General features: G+C 51.3%; 13 protein-coding genes. All 13 read left to right on the top strand.

Going from position 1 to position 14,420, the window contains the following annotated elements:
- Nucleotides 1-19 precede the first annotated feature (19 nt).
- The 13 genes from ligD (at nt 20) to D3P09_RS00850 (ending at nt 14,362) form a co-directional block, all read left to right on the top strand.
- A complete protein-coding gene (gene ligD, locus D3P09_RS00910; protein WP_120106345.1) occupies nt 20-1,288 on the top strand; it encodes a DNA ligase D in 1,269 nt (422 codons plus the stop codon).
- Nucleotides 1,289-1,447: 159 nt separating this feature from the next.
- Complete coding sequence (locus D3P09_RS00905; protein ID WP_120106342.1) at nt 1,448-2,518, top strand: undecaprenyldiphospho-muramoylpentapeptide beta-N-acetylglucosaminyltransferase; 1,071 nt, start codon at nt 1,448-1,450, stop codon at nt 2,516-2,518.
- 366 nt (nt 2,519-2,884) lie between these two features.
- Nucleotides 2,885-4,612, top strand: a complete 1,728-nt coding sequence (locus D3P09_RS00900; protein WP_120106340.1) for a proline--tRNA ligase — start codon at nt 2,885-2,887, stop codon at nt 4,610-4,612.
- A gap of 170 nt (nt 4,613-4,782) precedes the next feature.
- Nucleotides 4,783-5,685, top strand: coding sequence for a LysR family transcriptional regulator (locus D3P09_RS00895; RefSeq protein ID WP_120106337.1), 903 nt, complete (start codon nt 4,783-4,785; stop codon nt 5,683-5,685).
- Nucleotides 5,686-5,826: 141 nt separating this feature from the next.
- On the top strand, nt 5,827-8,112 hold the full coding sequence (gene metE / locus D3P09_RS00890) for a 5-methyltetrahydropteroyltriglutamate--homocysteine S-methyltransferase (protein ID WP_120106334.1): 2,286 nt from the start codon (nt 5,827-5,829) through the stop codon (nt 8,110-8,112).
- Between the two features lie 210 nt (nt 8,113-8,322).
- Nucleotides 8,323-9,435, top strand: a complete 1,113-nt coding sequence (locus D3P09_RS00885; protein WP_120106331.1) for a DUF3626 domain-containing protein — start codon at nt 8,323-8,325, stop codon at nt 9,433-9,435.
- Nucleotides 9,432-9,881: an acetyltransferase gene (locus D3P09_RS00880; protein WP_120106328.1), complete on the top strand. Its 450-nt coding sequence runs from the start codon at nt 9,432-9,434 to the stop codon at nt 9,879-9,881. Before D3P09_RS00885 ends, D3P09_RS00880 begins: the two co-directional genes overlap by 4 nt.
- A gap of 152 nt (nt 9,882-10,033) precedes the next feature.
- A complete protein-coding gene (locus D3P09_RS00875; RefSeq protein WP_165867265.1) occupies nt 10,034-10,924 on the top strand; it encodes an ABC transporter permease subunit in 891 nt (296 codons plus the stop codon).
- Complete coding sequence (locus tag D3P09_RS00870) at nt 10,921-11,838, top strand: ABC transporter permease (RefSeq protein ID WP_120106322.1); 918 nt, start codon at nt 10,921-10,923, stop codon at nt 11,836-11,838. The genes D3P09_RS00875 and D3P09_RS00870 overlap by 4 nt, the downstream gene beginning before the upstream one ends.
- A 758-nt stretch (nt 11,839-12,596) precedes the next feature.
- Nucleotides 12,597-13,103 carry a hypothetical protein gene (locus tag D3P09_RS00865; protein ID WP_120106319.1) on the top strand — a complete coding sequence of 169 codons (507 nt, stop codon included), beginning with the start codon at nt 12,597-12,599 and terminating at the stop codon, nt 13,101-13,103.
- A gap of 63 nt (nt 13,104-13,166) precedes the next feature.
- Complete coding sequence (locus D3P09_RS00860; RefSeq protein ID WP_120106317.1) at nt 13,167-13,586, top strand: hypothetical protein; 420 nt, start codon at nt 13,167-13,169, stop codon at nt 13,584-13,586.
- The gene (locus D3P09_RS00855; protein ID WP_120106314.1) at nt 13,564-13,797 is read left to right on the top strand and encodes a hypothetical protein; all 234 of its coding nucleotides are present in this window, start codon (nt 13,564-13,566) and stop codon (nt 13,795-13,797) included. The genes D3P09_RS00860 and D3P09_RS00855 overlap by 23 nt, the downstream gene beginning before the upstream one ends.
- A gap of 115 nt (nt 13,798-13,912) precedes the next feature.
- Nucleotides 13,913-14,362, top strand: a complete 450-nt coding sequence (locus D3P09_RS00850) for a GNAT family N-acetyltransferase (RefSeq protein ID WP_120106311.1) — start codon at nt 13,913-13,915, stop codon at nt 14,360-14,362.
- Nucleotides 14,363-14,420: the final 58 nt, after the last annotated feature.

Below are 14,420 nucleotides of genomic sequence, written 5' to 3'. Positions count from 1 at the left end.
TGAAAGGCGGAGGGGTGGGATGGGCAGCGGGCTTCTTCAACCATTTCCCAAGCGGCGGCAAAGGGAGAGGTACAAAGGCGTTTTTTTCATAACGGGACTGAATCCAGAGCTGGATTCCTTTGCAGTAGGCGTATATGAGCGTGGTGAAATCATAAGGATGGGCGCGTTCCAACGCGGGTTGAACGTCAAAGATCGGGAGACCCTTCGGCAGACGATTCTGCATAATCAGATCCATTCCGACCAATCGTATGTGGCGGTCGCCCCAGCGATTTGCGTCGAATTGTCCTTCCAATCCATTGAAGGGCGTGAATTGGCTGATCCGGCGTTTGGTTCGTTTCAGTTAGCTGTACCCGCTGCAGAATGCACTTGGGATCGGCTCATTAGAGACAATGCAGCCCTTCATCCTGATGTGCGGATCACGCATCCTGAGAAGCTGGTTTGGAAGGGCCTCCAGATTGACAAAGCGGGCTATCTCGCCTATCTCATTCAAATTTCGCCCTATATGCTGCCATTTCTGCGTAATCGGGCATTGACGCTTATCCGTTGCCCGCAAGGTATACCTGGAGAGTCGTTTTTTCAGAAGGACTGTCCCGACTATGCGCCATCGTTCATTGCCACTGAAAGTGAAGGCGACAAGTCGTATATCGTCTGCAACGATCTGTCAACGCTGTGCTGGCTGGGCAATCAGCTGGCAATTGAGCTGCACGTTCCGTTCCAGCTCATCAGAACCGACCGCCCGCTCGAAATCGTGCTGGATCTGGATCCTCCGAGCCGTGAGCAATTCCAGCTGGCAGTGAAAGCGGCGATCGAGATGAAACGAATCTTCGACTCCTTCGGCATCGTCAGCTACCCCAAGATTTCGGGCGGCAAAGGGCTGCAGATCCATATTCCGATAGGTTCGCAAAGCCCTTTGACTTACGAGGATGCCCGAGTGTTCACATCATTCCTGGCCAATTATTTGGTTGAGCAGTTTCCAAATGATTTTACGATCGAGAGATTGAAGAAAAACCGCGGGGGCAGGCTGTACATTGATTATATTCAGCATGCGGCAGGCAAAACGATCATCAGCCCGTATTCGGCGCGAGGGAACGAGGATGCTACAGTTGCTACACCGCTTTATTGGGAGGAAGTGAATGAACGGCTGACTGTTCAAACCTTCAATATCCCGTACGTGCTGGAGAGGCTGGCTCGTGTCGCTTGTCCGATGAGCGACTTCTTCAAGCAGGAGAACAAGGGCCTTGAGCAGGTCATTGCCAAGCTGAAGGAGCAAAGCTCAGTTCGGGCTTGAAGCGTGGCAGAGCCGCCTGCAACTTTTTGTCCAATCCGCCAATCAGCCGCGGGCATCGCGCTTTGTTGGCATGGCTTGCTACGGTCAGAATTGGACTTCTGTGCAACAAAGGTCGCCTATCGAGTATAATGGGTAAAAAACGGATAGTCGGGTGACGGTATGAAAAATATTGTGTTTACAGGGGGCGGGTCCGCGGGCCACGTAACCGTGAATCTCGCATTAATACCGAAGCTTGCGGAGAAGGGCTGGACTTCAACCTATATCGGCTCTAGCGACGGCATCGAGAGAGGGCTTGTCTCCGAGCTTCGTCAGGTGAGCTATCATCCCATCTCGACGGGCAAGCTTAGACGGTACTTCTCTTGGCAAAACCTGAAGGACCCTTTCCGTGTTGTGAAAGGCATCTTCCAAGCGTACCGGATCATCAGAACGCAGAAGCCGGATGTTGTTTTTTCCAAGGGCGGTTTTGTATCTGTTCCGGTCGTCATGGCTGCGTGGATGAACAGGGTGCCCGTTATTATTCATGAATCCGATATCACTCCGGGACTGGCTAACCGGCTGGCAAGCCCGTTCGCCACTGTTATCTGCACGACATTTCCTGAGACAGCGCAGGCGATCGGCGACAAGAAATGCCGGTTCGTAGGAGCAGTGATTCGCGAGAATCTGGGGCAAGGCGACCCAGCGCAAGGCCGAGCATTCACTGGACTGCCGAGTAACGGAAAGCCGGTGCTTCTTATTATGGGCGGAAGTCTGGGGGCAAGGCGGATCAACGAAGCTGTTCGGCAAGCTCTGCCGGAGCTGAGCAAGTCTTATCAGATCGTGCATCTGTGCGGCAAGGGCCAACTGGATCAAGGAATCGAGCATTCCGGTTACCGTCAATATGAATATGTGAACGAGCAGCTGCCGGATTTGCTGGCCATGAGCGATTATATCATTTCGAGGGCAGGCTCTAATTCTATCTTTGAGTTCTTATCCTTGAGGAAGCCAATGCTGCTTATTCCCCTTACCAGACAGCAGAGCAGGGGCGATCAGCTGCTGAACGCCGCGTCGTTCGAGCGAAGCGGCTATTGCAAGGTGCTGCATGAGGAGCATCTTACGCCTAAGTCGCTGCTCGCCTCCGTTCAGGACCTCACGCGCAATAAGCAAGCCTACCTTCGCAGCATGAACGAATATGATGCCAAGGACGCGCTTGCAGCCGTTTATGGGATCATAACGGAGACTGCAAAGGGGTAACGGTGCAGAACGGCTTCTTGCGGTTAGAAACATTATCGAACTGATTGACGGGCATGCTCTTTTCATGTAAAGTAATGTGAATTAAGAATAGTCCAATAGCGTAGATCAAGATCAACGCGTTCCAACCATTCGCAGTACAGAGAGGAAACCCGCAGGCTGAAAGGTTATCCCATCCGCGAAGCAACGCCGACCTGTCTTGTGAGCTGCAATCGTGCCGTACATGGACGATTGCCGGCATTTGCCGTTATACGAAGAAGGACCGCTGAGATAATCATGCGGTCAAATTAAGGGTGGTACCACGACACATTCGTCCCTGGCGAATGTGTCTTTTTGCGTTTGTCAGCCAATTTAAAGGAGGTTCTGATTATGCGTCAAAGCCGATTAGTATCCACGACATGGAGAGAGGCGCCGGCCGATGCCGAAGCTGTCAGCCACCAGCTTATGCTGCGCGCAGGATTCATACGCCAGCTGGCTGCGGGAATCTATACGTATATGCCGCTTGGCAGAAGAGTGTTGCGGAAGGTTGAGCACATCATTAGGGATGAGATGGACCAGACAGGGGCGCAAGAACTGCTTATGCCGGCTATGCAGCCTGCAGAGCTCTGGCAGGAATCGGGGAGATATTCGGCTTATGGCCCCGAGCTGATCCGATTCCAGGACCGGCATAACCGTGAGTTTGCGCTGGGCCCAACGCATGAAGAAGTTATTACGACGCTTGTTCGTTCTGAGATCAACTCCTACCGGAGGCTGCCGGTAACCCTTTATCAGATTCAGACGAAGTTTCGCGATGAGCGCCGTCCGCGATTCGGCTTGCTGCGCGGCCGTGAGTTTCTGATGAAGGATGCTTACTCATTTGATATCGATGAGGAAGGCTTAGATCAATCTTATTGGGCGATGTACGAAGCCTATAAGCGGATATTCAGCAGATGCGGCCTCCGGTTCCGCGCAGTAGAAGCTGACGCGGGAACGATTGGCGGCGAAGGCGGGACACATGAATTTATGGCGCTTGCCGAGATCGGCGAGGACACCATTGCCGTATGTACGCACTGCGATTACGCTGCCAACCTGGAGAAGGCGGATTCAGGACAGCCCAAGCATTCGCCATCCATTTTGTCAGAGGTTCCAGACATAGAGAAGGTGCACACGCCTGGCATCCGGACGATCGACGAGCTTACAGCCTTCTTGAACATACGGCCGGACGAAATGATGAAGACCCTCCTGCTGAAGGCGGATCAGAAGTTGGTTGCTGTTGTTCTGCGTGGCGATCATGAGCTTAATGAGCTGAAGGTCAAGCATGCGCTACAGGCAAGCGAGATAACGTTCGCAGAGCCGGATGAAATACGGTCCGCCTCCGGCGTTCCCGTCGGTTTCCTCGGTCCTGTCAATCTGTCAGTACCGCTGTTCGTCGATCGGGCAGCAGCGGAGATGGCGACCGCTGTCGCTGGGGGGAATGAAGCGGATTATCATATCCGCAACGTAAGTCCGCAGCGGGATTTGGCAGGCTGTACAATCGGTGATTTCCGCAATGTGACGGAAGGGGAGCCGTGTCCGCGATGCGCAGAGGGATCTTTGACGTTCCACCGGGGGATAGAGACGGGTCATGTATTCAAGCTGGGAACCAAGTACAGCGAGAAGCTGGGAGCGAAGTTCCTGAATCCGTCAGGTCAGGAGCAGCCATTCGTGATGGGTTGTTACGGCATTGGCGTATCCCGCATTCTATCGGCCGTTGTTGAGCAGCATTATGATGAATCGGGCATCATTTGGCCGGAGGCGATCGCGCCGTATCATGTGCATCTGATTCCGATTTCGGTCAAGAACGAGCATCAAACCGGGGTGGCCCGGCACTTGTATGAACAGCTGCAAAAGATGGGGATAGATGTGCTGCTGGATGACCGGGATGAGCGGCCAGGCGTCAAATTCAAGGATGCCGATTTGATAGGCATACCTGTGAGAGTAATCATCGGGAAGGATGCCGAGCAAGGCACGGTAGAATATACGGAACGGAGGACGCTTCGCAAAGAGGCGATCCGAGCGGAAGAAGCGCTGGAGCGTATACGGCAACGCTTCACACTATTCAGCGGGAATGCCAATTAGATGCTGTTCGCAACAAAATAATGGATAAGCCCATTAATGGGAGAAACCGCGAGCGATCGCGGTTTCTCCTGTTGCATAGGAAAGGAAATCGTCCGCCGCCGCATTTATTAGGTATAATAAGAGACATGTATGCTAGTTACGCAAGTGCACCGGAGGAGGAGGCATTTTCTTTGACGCTTCAACAGTTGAAATATGTGATCGAGGTGGCCAATCGCGGCTCCATCAACGAGGCTGCCAAGCGGCTGTTCATCTCGCAACCGAGCTTGTCCAATGCGATCAAGGATTTGGAAGAAGAGATGAGCATTTCGATCTTTGAACGTACCAATAAAGGCATCTCGCTTTCCAAGGAAGGCGCGGAGTTTCTCAGCTATGCGCGGCAAGTGGTAGAGCAAGCGGAGCTGCTGGAGAGCCGGTACTTGAATGCCAAGCCTTCTCCGCAGCATTTTTCGGTATCGACTCAGCATTATGCATTCGCGGTTAACGCATTCGTCACATTGGTCCAGGAGTACGGTCAGGATGAATACGAGCTGGCGCTGCGCGAGACCAAGACCTATGAAATCATCGAAGACGTCAAAAGCATGCGAAGCGAGATCGGCATCCTGTACTTGAATGAGTTCAACGGGAAGGTAATCAATAAACTTCTGAAGTCCGCCAGCCTCCAGTTCACCAGCTTGTTCACGGCTAAACCGCATATATTTGTCAGCATCAAAAACCCGCTCGCCAAGCTATCCAGAGTGAAGATTGAGGATTTGCAGCCCTATCCGAATTTATCGTTCGACCAAGGCGAGTATAATTCGTTCCACTTTTCCGAAGAAATTCTAAGCACCCTCATCCATAAGAAGAGCATACGGGTCAATGACAGAGCAACGCTGTTCAACCTGCTGATCGGCTTGAACGGGTATACGATCTCTACAGGCGTGCTTAGCTCCGATCTGAACGGCAACGAGATTATTCCTGTTCCTCTGGATGTGAATGAAAGCATCAATGTGGGCTGGATTTCACATAAGAACGTAGCTTTGTCCAAGCTTGGCGCGGCATATGTCGAGGCGTTGAAGCAAGCAATCGGGCAATAACCGGCAGTCTATCGGGCTGTCCCCACCTTTGTGCTTGGGTATAGCTAATGGCTATAACTAGATATAGCATAATCCAGTTACGCTATATCCACGAATCCGTGTTATCTTTCTTGTAACAATTCATTTAGGAGTGTTGCGAGAATGGTGAAGAGCAGTGTATTGGGTTACCCGCGCATCGGTGCGGACCGCGAGTGGAAGAAGGCGCTTGAGGCATTCTGGAGCGGCAAGCTGGAGGAGTCGGCATTCGAGAGCCAGCTTCAAGAGATTCGTCTGAATCATTTGCGCAAGCAGAAGGAGCAAGGCATCGACTTGATTCCAGTCAATGACTTTAGCTATTACGATCAAATCTTGGATACTGCCGCTATGTTCGGCATCGTGCCCAAGCGGTTCCCATATGAAGGCGGCGCTGTTCCGCTTTCGGTGTACTATGGCATGGCTCGCGGCACGAAGGAAGCAACAGCAAGCGAAATGACAAAATGGTTCAATACGAACTATCACTATATTGTGCCTGAGCTGGACGGCGCTGCTCCTGCATTGACAGAGAACAAGCCGCTGAACGCTTACCGCGAAGCGAAGGAGAAGCTGGGCATCGAAGGCAAGCCGGTTATTGTCGGTCCGCTTACGTTCCTGAAGCTGTCCAAGGGCTATGACGCGTCCGAGACAGACGCATGGCTGGACCGTCTGGTTCCGCTATACGTGCAAGTGCTGACAGAGCTGGCGCAAGAAGGCGTCCAGTGGGTTCAGATCGATGAGCCGATTCTGGTGACAAAAGTAGACGAGGCGGATATGAAACGTCTGCGCAGCATCTATGAGACTCTTAACAAGGCTGTTCCTGGCCTGAACATCTTGCTGCAAACGTATTTTGAATCTGCCGACAACTATGAAGCTGTTGTGCAGCTTCCGGTTCAAGGCATTGGCCTTGACTTCGTTCACGGCCTGAACGGCAACCTTGCTGCAATCAAAAAGTACGGTTTCCCGTCGGACAAGGTGCTGGGCGCAGGCATCATCGACGGCCGCGGCATTTGGAAAGCATCCCTGCGCGAGAAGCTGGCGCTGGTGCAAGAGCTGGCCGGGTTGGTATCTCCAGACCGCCTGATCGTTCAATCCTCCTGCAGCCTGCTGCATGTGCCGGTAACGGTAAGCAAGGAAGCAAAGCTACTGCCTGAGCTGAAAGGCGCGCTTGCATTTGCAGATGAGAAGCTTGCCGAGCTTGTATTGCTGACGAAAGCACTGACTTCCGGCGAAGCTTCAATTGCCGGGGAAATCGCACAATGCGACAAAGATCTACTTGCTCTTAGCGAATCCAGTCAACGCAACCGCAATGACGTGAAGCAAGCTGTTGCTGCTATCAGCGCAGGCGAGCCAAGCCGCTTGCCATTCGCAGAGCGTCATGTGGCGCAGCAGGAGAAATGGCAGCTTCCGATCCTGCCGACAACAACCATCGGCAGCTTCCCGCAATCGGCAGAGGTGCGCAAAGCGCGTCAGCTATGGCGCAAGGGCGAGTGGAACGAAGCCCAATACGAAGCCTTCATCCAAGAGCAGATCGATCTGTGGATCAAGCTTCAAGAAGAGATCGGCATCGACGTTCTTGTACACGGCGAGTTCGAGCGTACAGATATGGTAGAATTTTTCGGCGAGAAGCTGGAAGGATTTGCATTTACACAATTCGGATGGGTTCAATCGTATGGCTCCCGTTGCGTGAAGCCGCCGGTTATTTTCGGCGACGTGGCATTCGAGCAGGCCATGACGGTAGAAGAGACCAAATATGCGCAATCCAAAACTTCGCGTCCGGTGAAAGGCATGCTGACAGGACCGATTACCATTATGAACTGGTCGTTCGTGCGTGATGATATTTCCCGCGAGCAGATTGCTTATCAGCTGGCTTATGCCCTTAGACAAGAAGTAGAAGCGCTTGAGCAAGCAGGCATCGGCATGATCCAGGTGGATGAGCCGGCTGTCCGTGAAGGGTTGCCGCTGAAGGAAGAGGATCAAGCCTCATACCTGGCCTGGTCGGTCAAGGCATTCCGCTTGACGACGGCTACCGTACAGCCGACAACGCAAATTCACACGCATATGTGCTACTGCGAATTCCATGACATGATCGGTTCCATCGAAGCGATGGATGCGGACGTGATCTCCATCGAGACTTCCCGGAGCCACGGCGAGCTGATTCACAGCTTCGAGGAGAATACGTATGAGCTGGGCATTGGCCTTGGCGTATACGACATCCACAGCCCGCGCGTTCCTGGCGTTGGCGAGATGACGAATATGATCGACCGCGCGCTCCGCGTTCTGGATCCGAAGCTGTTCTGGATCAACCCGGACTGCGGCCTGAAGACACGCGGCCAAGAAGAGACCGTCGCATCCTTGCGCAACATGGTAGAGGCGACGAAGATCGCCCGCGACAAATATGCCGTCAAGGCGTAAAACAACGTCTATTCAACATAAATAGATAACCGTTGGATAGGGTTTATATAGAGGGCAGACGCTTAGGCGTTCTGCTCTCTTTTACATTCCGCCAGCCGAAAATAGCTATAATCCATTCTCAACCTTCACATGGAATGAGTGAATATGGTACGATGATGAAATCTATTTCTTGGAAATGACGCGGCAGACCAAAGAGAAGGAGAGTCCAGCATGTCCCATCCATTGACGAATGCTCAACAGCTTGCGATCCAGCATATTGGATCATACGCTCGCGCTCGCAAAGACGACGCCGAGTCGATCATACAAGAAGTTCTCGCGATGTCCAATATAGCCGACGTTACGCTGGGACAAGCAATTAAGAGCATTAACGATCATGCTAGGGTCGCCTTGCATTTTCATCCAGATCGTCTCAATTCCGCCAAGAAGAGCATCGCAGAAGCTCTGCTGGAGGAAGGCGTCTACAAGAGCCAGTTCGAGACTCTGCTCTCGAATGGCAGCGTGTCCGCCTATCCCGGCGGCCAAAGAGACGTATGGGAGGAGCAATTGTTCGGCGGGGCTTACCAGACGGAGGGTACGACGAATGCCGAGCGGCCTAAGTACGGGGCGCTAAACCTTATGCTGCATCCGGACGGTCCTGCCCCGCGATTCGGCTCGTGTTATTTGCTGCTGCGGCCGCACATGACAAGCCGCTGCACGTTCACCTACATGGATTCTCATCAAGGGCCGGAAGAGAAAGGGACTTTGGAAGAGTTCAGCCTGGTTCTGGCTGCCTTGCTGCAAGACGCTTTTCAGAACGAGTATGCGCTAGGAGAGCGGGAGCTGACGCCAGGCAAGTTAATGAAGCATTTAACCAGCAAGCTCAGCTTTCCGTTGCAAGACCCGTCAGATCGGCTTGTGAGGCGTAATTTGAATCATTATATTGAAGCGCAGGTACACAGCGTAGTGTCGCTCAAAGAAGATACAGAAGCGCTTGTCGCCGATCCGTCCTTCCAAGAGACGAAGACGGGGGAAGCGCTGGAGCAGTTATGCCGTCGCTATGACATCCGATTGTATTGGCATGCAGGGTTCGCGCTGGATGCAGCCGAGGTGCCGTCCGATTTCCGGGGGCCGGCAATGCCATCTTTGGCCCGGAGGATTGCGGTGAACGGCAGAATCGATGCGTATGCGATTGGAGCGGCTGCAGCGGAGGTCGCGAGGAATCCCGATGCGTGGAGCGATCGGGGAAGCGCCAAAGATATGCTGCAAGAGCTGAAGCTGCTGTGGCATGTACTTGTTCGTTATGGTACACCCTACAACATAAACTTAAGGAGCAACAACAAATGACTTTTCATATTGCAGCTTATAATGACGAGATGCACGACCAACTGGTAGGCATTTGGCACCGTTCCGTACGCGCAACGCATCATTTCCTGACGGAAGAAGATATTGCGTTCTTTTATTCGATGGTGAGCGGAGGAGCGCTGGCCGGTGTGGAAATTTGGACAGCCGCAGACCAGGAAGGGAAGCCGTTGGGCTTTATCGGCTTAGATGGCCCTAAAGTCGAAATGCTGTTCGTCGATCCGCTGAGCCATGGGCAAGGAGTCGGCAAGGCTTTGCTTGCGTATGCCGTTGAATTGAAAGGCAGCGAGCTAGAAGTCGATGTCAACGAGCAGAATGAAGGCGCGCATGCGTTTTATCTCAAATTCGGCTTCGAGCAAGTCGGCCGCTCTCCGCTGGACGGATCGGGCAAGCCTTATCCGCTGCTCCATCTGAAGCTGCGCTCCCGCTAAGGAGAAATTTCGTAATGGTTTGTCAGATAGCCGCCGCATGCGCTTAAGCATAGGCGGTTATTTATATTTGTAAAATTTTGGACTTATGAAACGACGGGCGTTCCAGCTATAATGAATGCATCCAAATGCTAGAAGAGAGAGAAGGGACATTCATGATGCCGAGATCGGCACAGATGGCGTTAATTATTCCTGGCATTCTGCTATTCGTATTTTTATTCGCGATGATGCCGGTGGTGCTCCACTTTGGTCCCGGCGACGGAGGGCTGCAATTCTCATGGGGGCAAGGCTTTCAAAGCTTGAAAGCCTACATAGCGGGACTTGGATCAGGGGAGTCGTTCACTTATTATTCGGGCAAGAACTTGCATCACTTCTGGGAACGCATCGGCATCTACTTTCTAACATCATTTTATTATGTAACGGCAGCAGGCATACTAGGCTCGGCGATCGGTATATTCATAGGGATCTATTTTGCGATATCAAAGGCGGGCTGGGCCAAAAGCGTGGCTGATTTTATCGGAGCGCTTCCCGATTTTGTAATTGTATTGCTCTTGCAGTTTATGATTGTGCTGATTGCCAAAGAAACCGGAGTCGTGCTGTTCGAGGTTGCAACCTTAAGCGCAGACGATCCGGCAGTCGTGCTTCCTCTACTGGCGATGATTATTATTCCGGCGAACTATATGCTCCGCAATGTATCCATGCAGATGAAGCTGACGCTGACGGAGGACTACATCAGCAATGCCAAAGCGAAAGGCATGGGCAAGCTGTACATTATTTTTTATCACGCCCTCCCGAATGTGCTGCCTTATGTGAAAGGCGATCTGCATAAGCTGATGGGAATCGTAATGGGCAATCTGTTTATTGTGGAATATCTGTTCAATAACAAAGGCGTATCGATTCTTATCTTCGCGCATGCTTTCGTGGGCGGAGAATATCAATATGACATCGTAGTCAACGGACTGCTGTCGTTCCTAATTCTGTATGGACTAGGATACGGCTTGGTCAGGCTCTTTTTATTCGCGTTAGGGAAGGTGTTCCAACGATGAACAAGACATTGCTGGCAGGTCTGATCGTTACAGGCATGATGGTTGTCATCGCCTTATTTGGCCCGCTATTCGCTCCGTACAGTCTGGACGACCAGATCAAGATTGAATATATTGTGGGCGAGGACGGGGAAGGCACGGTCATCGCTCCTCCGGTTGCTCCAGGCGCTGATTATCCGCTGGGAACGGACAAGAACGGCTATGATCTGTTGACGAAGCTGCTGTATGGCGCCAAATATACGATCTTTCTGGCGATCGGCATAGCGGTCGCGCGAGTTATTATCGGAGGATTAATCGGTTTGATGCTGGGCTATTATGGCAAGCAGGGGACGGACAAGAAAGGCAATTCGTTCTGGGGCATGCTGAACGGCATCCCTATTTTTCTTATTGTATGGCTTATCATGATTGGCATTTCCATTAATCCGAATGCATCACCGTTCATGATGTCTCTGCTGCTAGCGATCGTGCTGCTTGTCATCGGTATTCCATCCGTGGCTTCGACCGTGAAAGAAAAGACGGCGGTCATTCGCGAGAAGCAATTCGTGCAGGCATCAGAATCGCTTGGGGCAGGGGGCTGGAAGATTATCCGCTCCCATCTGCTGCCGCATTTGAAGGAAAGCTTTCTGATCCTTATGGTACAAGAGGTTATTCTTATTCTGACGTTGTTCGGACAGCTGGCGATCTTCCATATCTTCGTCGGCGGCACGACGATGTATCCGGATCCTACGGAATATTATAGCCGCACGAACGAATGGGGCGGGCTGATCGGGCAGAACCGCATGAACTTCTATGTCAATCAGTGGATTTTCTATGTGCCTTTAGCTGCATATGTTGTATTGATTCTGGGCTTCCATCTCGTAGCCAAAGGGCTTGAGAAACGATATGGCAAGATGTTCTCCAAGTTTTCTCATCTGTAATCGATTTTTGACAAAGAAGTCTCTCAACAGCAAGTTGACAAGAGGAGACATCTCGCTTGATGAATGAACTGGGGGAAATGACAAAATAGCTGTGTCAGTGTGTTATTCCTGCATCGGGTTGCGGCTGGCTGTGGCTTTGTGTTGCAAATGACCTTCGGGTGAATCCAAACGTGTAACGGTGCTGCACACCGCTATAAACGTGATTTCGCCCTTTTCTCGCGTGTAACGGTGTGTGGCGTTGCTATATCGGTTTTTGGGGCGAATCCAAACGTGTAACGGTGCTGCACACCGCTATAAACGTGATTTCGCCCTTTTCTCGCGTGTAACGGTGTGTGGCGTTGCTATATCGGTTTTTGGGGCGAACCTCAGCGTGTAACGGTGCTGCACACCGCTACAAACGTGATTCCGCCCTTTTCTTGCGTGTAACGGTGTGTGGCGTTGCTATATCGGTTTATGGGGCGAACCTCAGCGTGTAACGGTGCTGCACACCGCTACAAACGTGATTCCGTCCTTTTCTTGCGTGTAACGGTGTGTGGCGTTGCTATATCGGTTTTTGGGCGAATTCAAACGTGTAACGGTGCTGCACAACACTAAATACGTGATTCCGTCTTTCAGGCGCAATTAGCTGCGGGTGGTACTGCTGTTTCGGCTTTGAGACAGCCTCTTTTTATATCTATTTAGGAATTTGTTAATTTAAAATGCAACTTTTTCCATATTCGAGATGTTCTCCTTTTATCATCAGTATGCAGGAGGAATTTATGCATAGGAAAAAAGCAATGTTAGGCATGGGTTTATTACTCATTATGGTAATTGCGTTTGGCGTCTACTTGTTTCAATATAACTTAAACGGTTTCCTGTTCTCGCGAGGTGTTACGGGGAAGCAGATCGTTCTCCAACATCCGATCAACGAAGCTGATGTCAGTGCCGTATTACATAGAAAAGCGCAGCATACGGGGCTTATGCTGATCGGAAAATCAGGTCAGCGTTATGTGGAGTTGAAGCATGAGAAGTCGGATATGAGCAATCAAGCGATAATGTTGACAGCGCCATATTTAACTATTTTGCCAGGAGGAGTGCCCCGAGCTTCGCTCGTTGCAGGGGGTTACGGATTTGTTCGAGACGTGCAAAGCTTATCGCTTCAACTAGGAGAGGAGCTCATTGAGCCGGAGCTTCAAATGATGTACAACGACGACGGCCTTATCTATTACCTTCATAACTTGAGCGGCATGGAGAACATAGAGAGCTATACAGTGGTCATACATTGAAGTCCAGCATTTCAATCTCGGGAACTTATCAAGGGCTGGCGGAGAGTATAGGGAGAGGATGGGATGAAGAAGGATATATGGCTAATTCCTTTATTATGTATTCTATTGGCAGGATGCTCGAACCCTAAGCCAGTAATGGAGATTGAAATAGAAGACACGCTTATTCCATCTCATATAACGACACCTCTAGCATCAGTTGCACCATCGCCAAGCCACTTGCCTGAACTTCCCGTTTTTACTGAAGTAGAGATGTTTCATTTCGGCCTGCTCAGAGCGGATTGGACCAAGGAACATATGGAGGAGGAAGGGGTGGAGAAGGAAGGGAATGGTGATCAAACGACCTGTTCCAATGAAGACATGACTTATATTTACTTCGATTGGTACAACACGCTGACTCCAGCAGTGGTCAACGTTTTTGGAGAAGTTCCTGGTCCGCGGGGGATGCGTGTGGGGGACTCCTTTGAGCAAGTTCCCTCAGGATAAGGATTGGAAATCAAATCCGCATGGCTTTATTTATGGTGATATTGAGAATGAATATGATCCATTGGAGTATGCATTAACCGAGTATGTGTCGGAATACGAAGCTGGAAAAGAAATATCGCTGGTTGTTGAAGGAGGGTTTCCATTTCTGAGAATTTTTTTTGAAGAGGATATCATGACTCACTATACGTTTTATTTGATTGCGGCTTATTAGTCGAGAGGTGGCCGATTGATACGCATGGCGGCAGCAGCGTCTCCTTTATGATACGATAGAGTTCCAAGTAGAAGTCACCGAGACGGATATGCAACGAGAAGAAGGAGAGATGACGATGATATTCCGCAAAGCTGTGAAGGAAGATGTGCGGGAGATTGTGCGGATGCTGGCTGATGATGAGCTGGGAGCTGCTCGGGAACGGTACGAAGAACCGCTTCCTGAGGTGTATTATGAGGCGTTTGCAGATATGGAAGCACAGAGAGGCAACCAGATATTGCTGGCTGTGGAAGGGGATGCAGTGCGGGGCTGTCTCCAGCTTGTTTTTATACCCGGGCTTGGAAGACTTGGCATGAGACGGGCCATTATAGAGTCTGTCCGGGTAGACCGGGCTTATCGCGGGGAAGGCATCGGCCAAGTAATGATAAAGGAAGCCATTGAGCTGGCAAGGGCAGAGAATTGCCAGATGGTACAGTTGACCACGGACAAGTCGCGAAGCGATGCTCACCGCTTCTATGAGCGGCTGGGTTTTACAGCGACTCATGAGGGCATGAAGCTGGTCTTGTGAAGATATTGAAAGGCTATAAGCAGCAAACTTCCGCGAATTCGCGGAAGTTTTTTGGATT

Origin of the sequence: Paenibacillus pinisoli (assembly GCF_003605435.1) — a bacterium.
Classification (GTDB): Bacteria; Bacillota; Bacilli; order Paenibacillales; family Paenibacillaceae; genus Pristimantibacillus; species Pristimantibacillus pinisoli.
This window is presented reverse-complemented; position numbering and strand designations above follow the sequence as displayed.

Coding starts and splice junctions, on each gene's coding strand:
- D3P09_RS00850 (WP_120106311.1), top strand. CDS start 13,913: ATGATATTCCGCAAAGCTGTGAAGGAAGATGTGCGGGAGATTGTGCGG.
- D3P09_RS00875 (WP_165867265.1), top strand. CDS start 10,034: ATGATGCCGAGATCGGCACAGATGGCGTTAATTATTCCTGGCATTCTG.
- D3P09_RS00900 (WP_120106340.1), top strand. CDS start 2,885: ATGCGTCAAAGCCGATTAGTATCCACGACATGGAGAGAGGCGCCGGCC.
- ligD (WP_120106345.1), top strand. CDS start 20: ATGGGCAGCGGGCTTCTTCAACCATTTCCCAAGCGGCGGCAAAGGGAG.
- D3P09_RS00865 (WP_120106319.1), top strand. CDS start 12,597: ATGCATAGGAAAAAAGCAATGTTAGGCATGGGTTTATTACTCATTATG.
- D3P09_RS00905 (WP_120106342.1), top strand. CDS start 1,448: ATGAAAAATATTGTGTTTACAGGGGGCGGGTCCGCGGGCCACGTAACC.
- D3P09_RS00870 (WP_120106322.1), top strand. CDS start 10,921: ATGAACAAGACATTGCTGGCAGGTCTGATCGTTACAGGCATGATGGTT.
- D3P09_RS00880 (WP_120106328.1), top strand. CDS start 9,432: ATGACTTTTCATATTGCAGCTTATAATGACGAGATGCACGACCAACTG.
- D3P09_RS00885 (WP_120106331.1), top strand. CDS start 8,323: ATGTCCCATCCATTGACGAATGCTCAACAGCTTGCGATCCAGCATATT.
- metE (WP_120106334.1), top strand. CDS start 5,827: ATGGTGAAGAGCAGTGTATTGGGTTACCCGCGCATCGGTGCGGACCGC.
- D3P09_RS00860 (WP_120106317.1), top strand. CDS start 13,167: ATGAAGAAGGATATATGGCTAATTCCTTTATTATGTATTCTATTGGCA.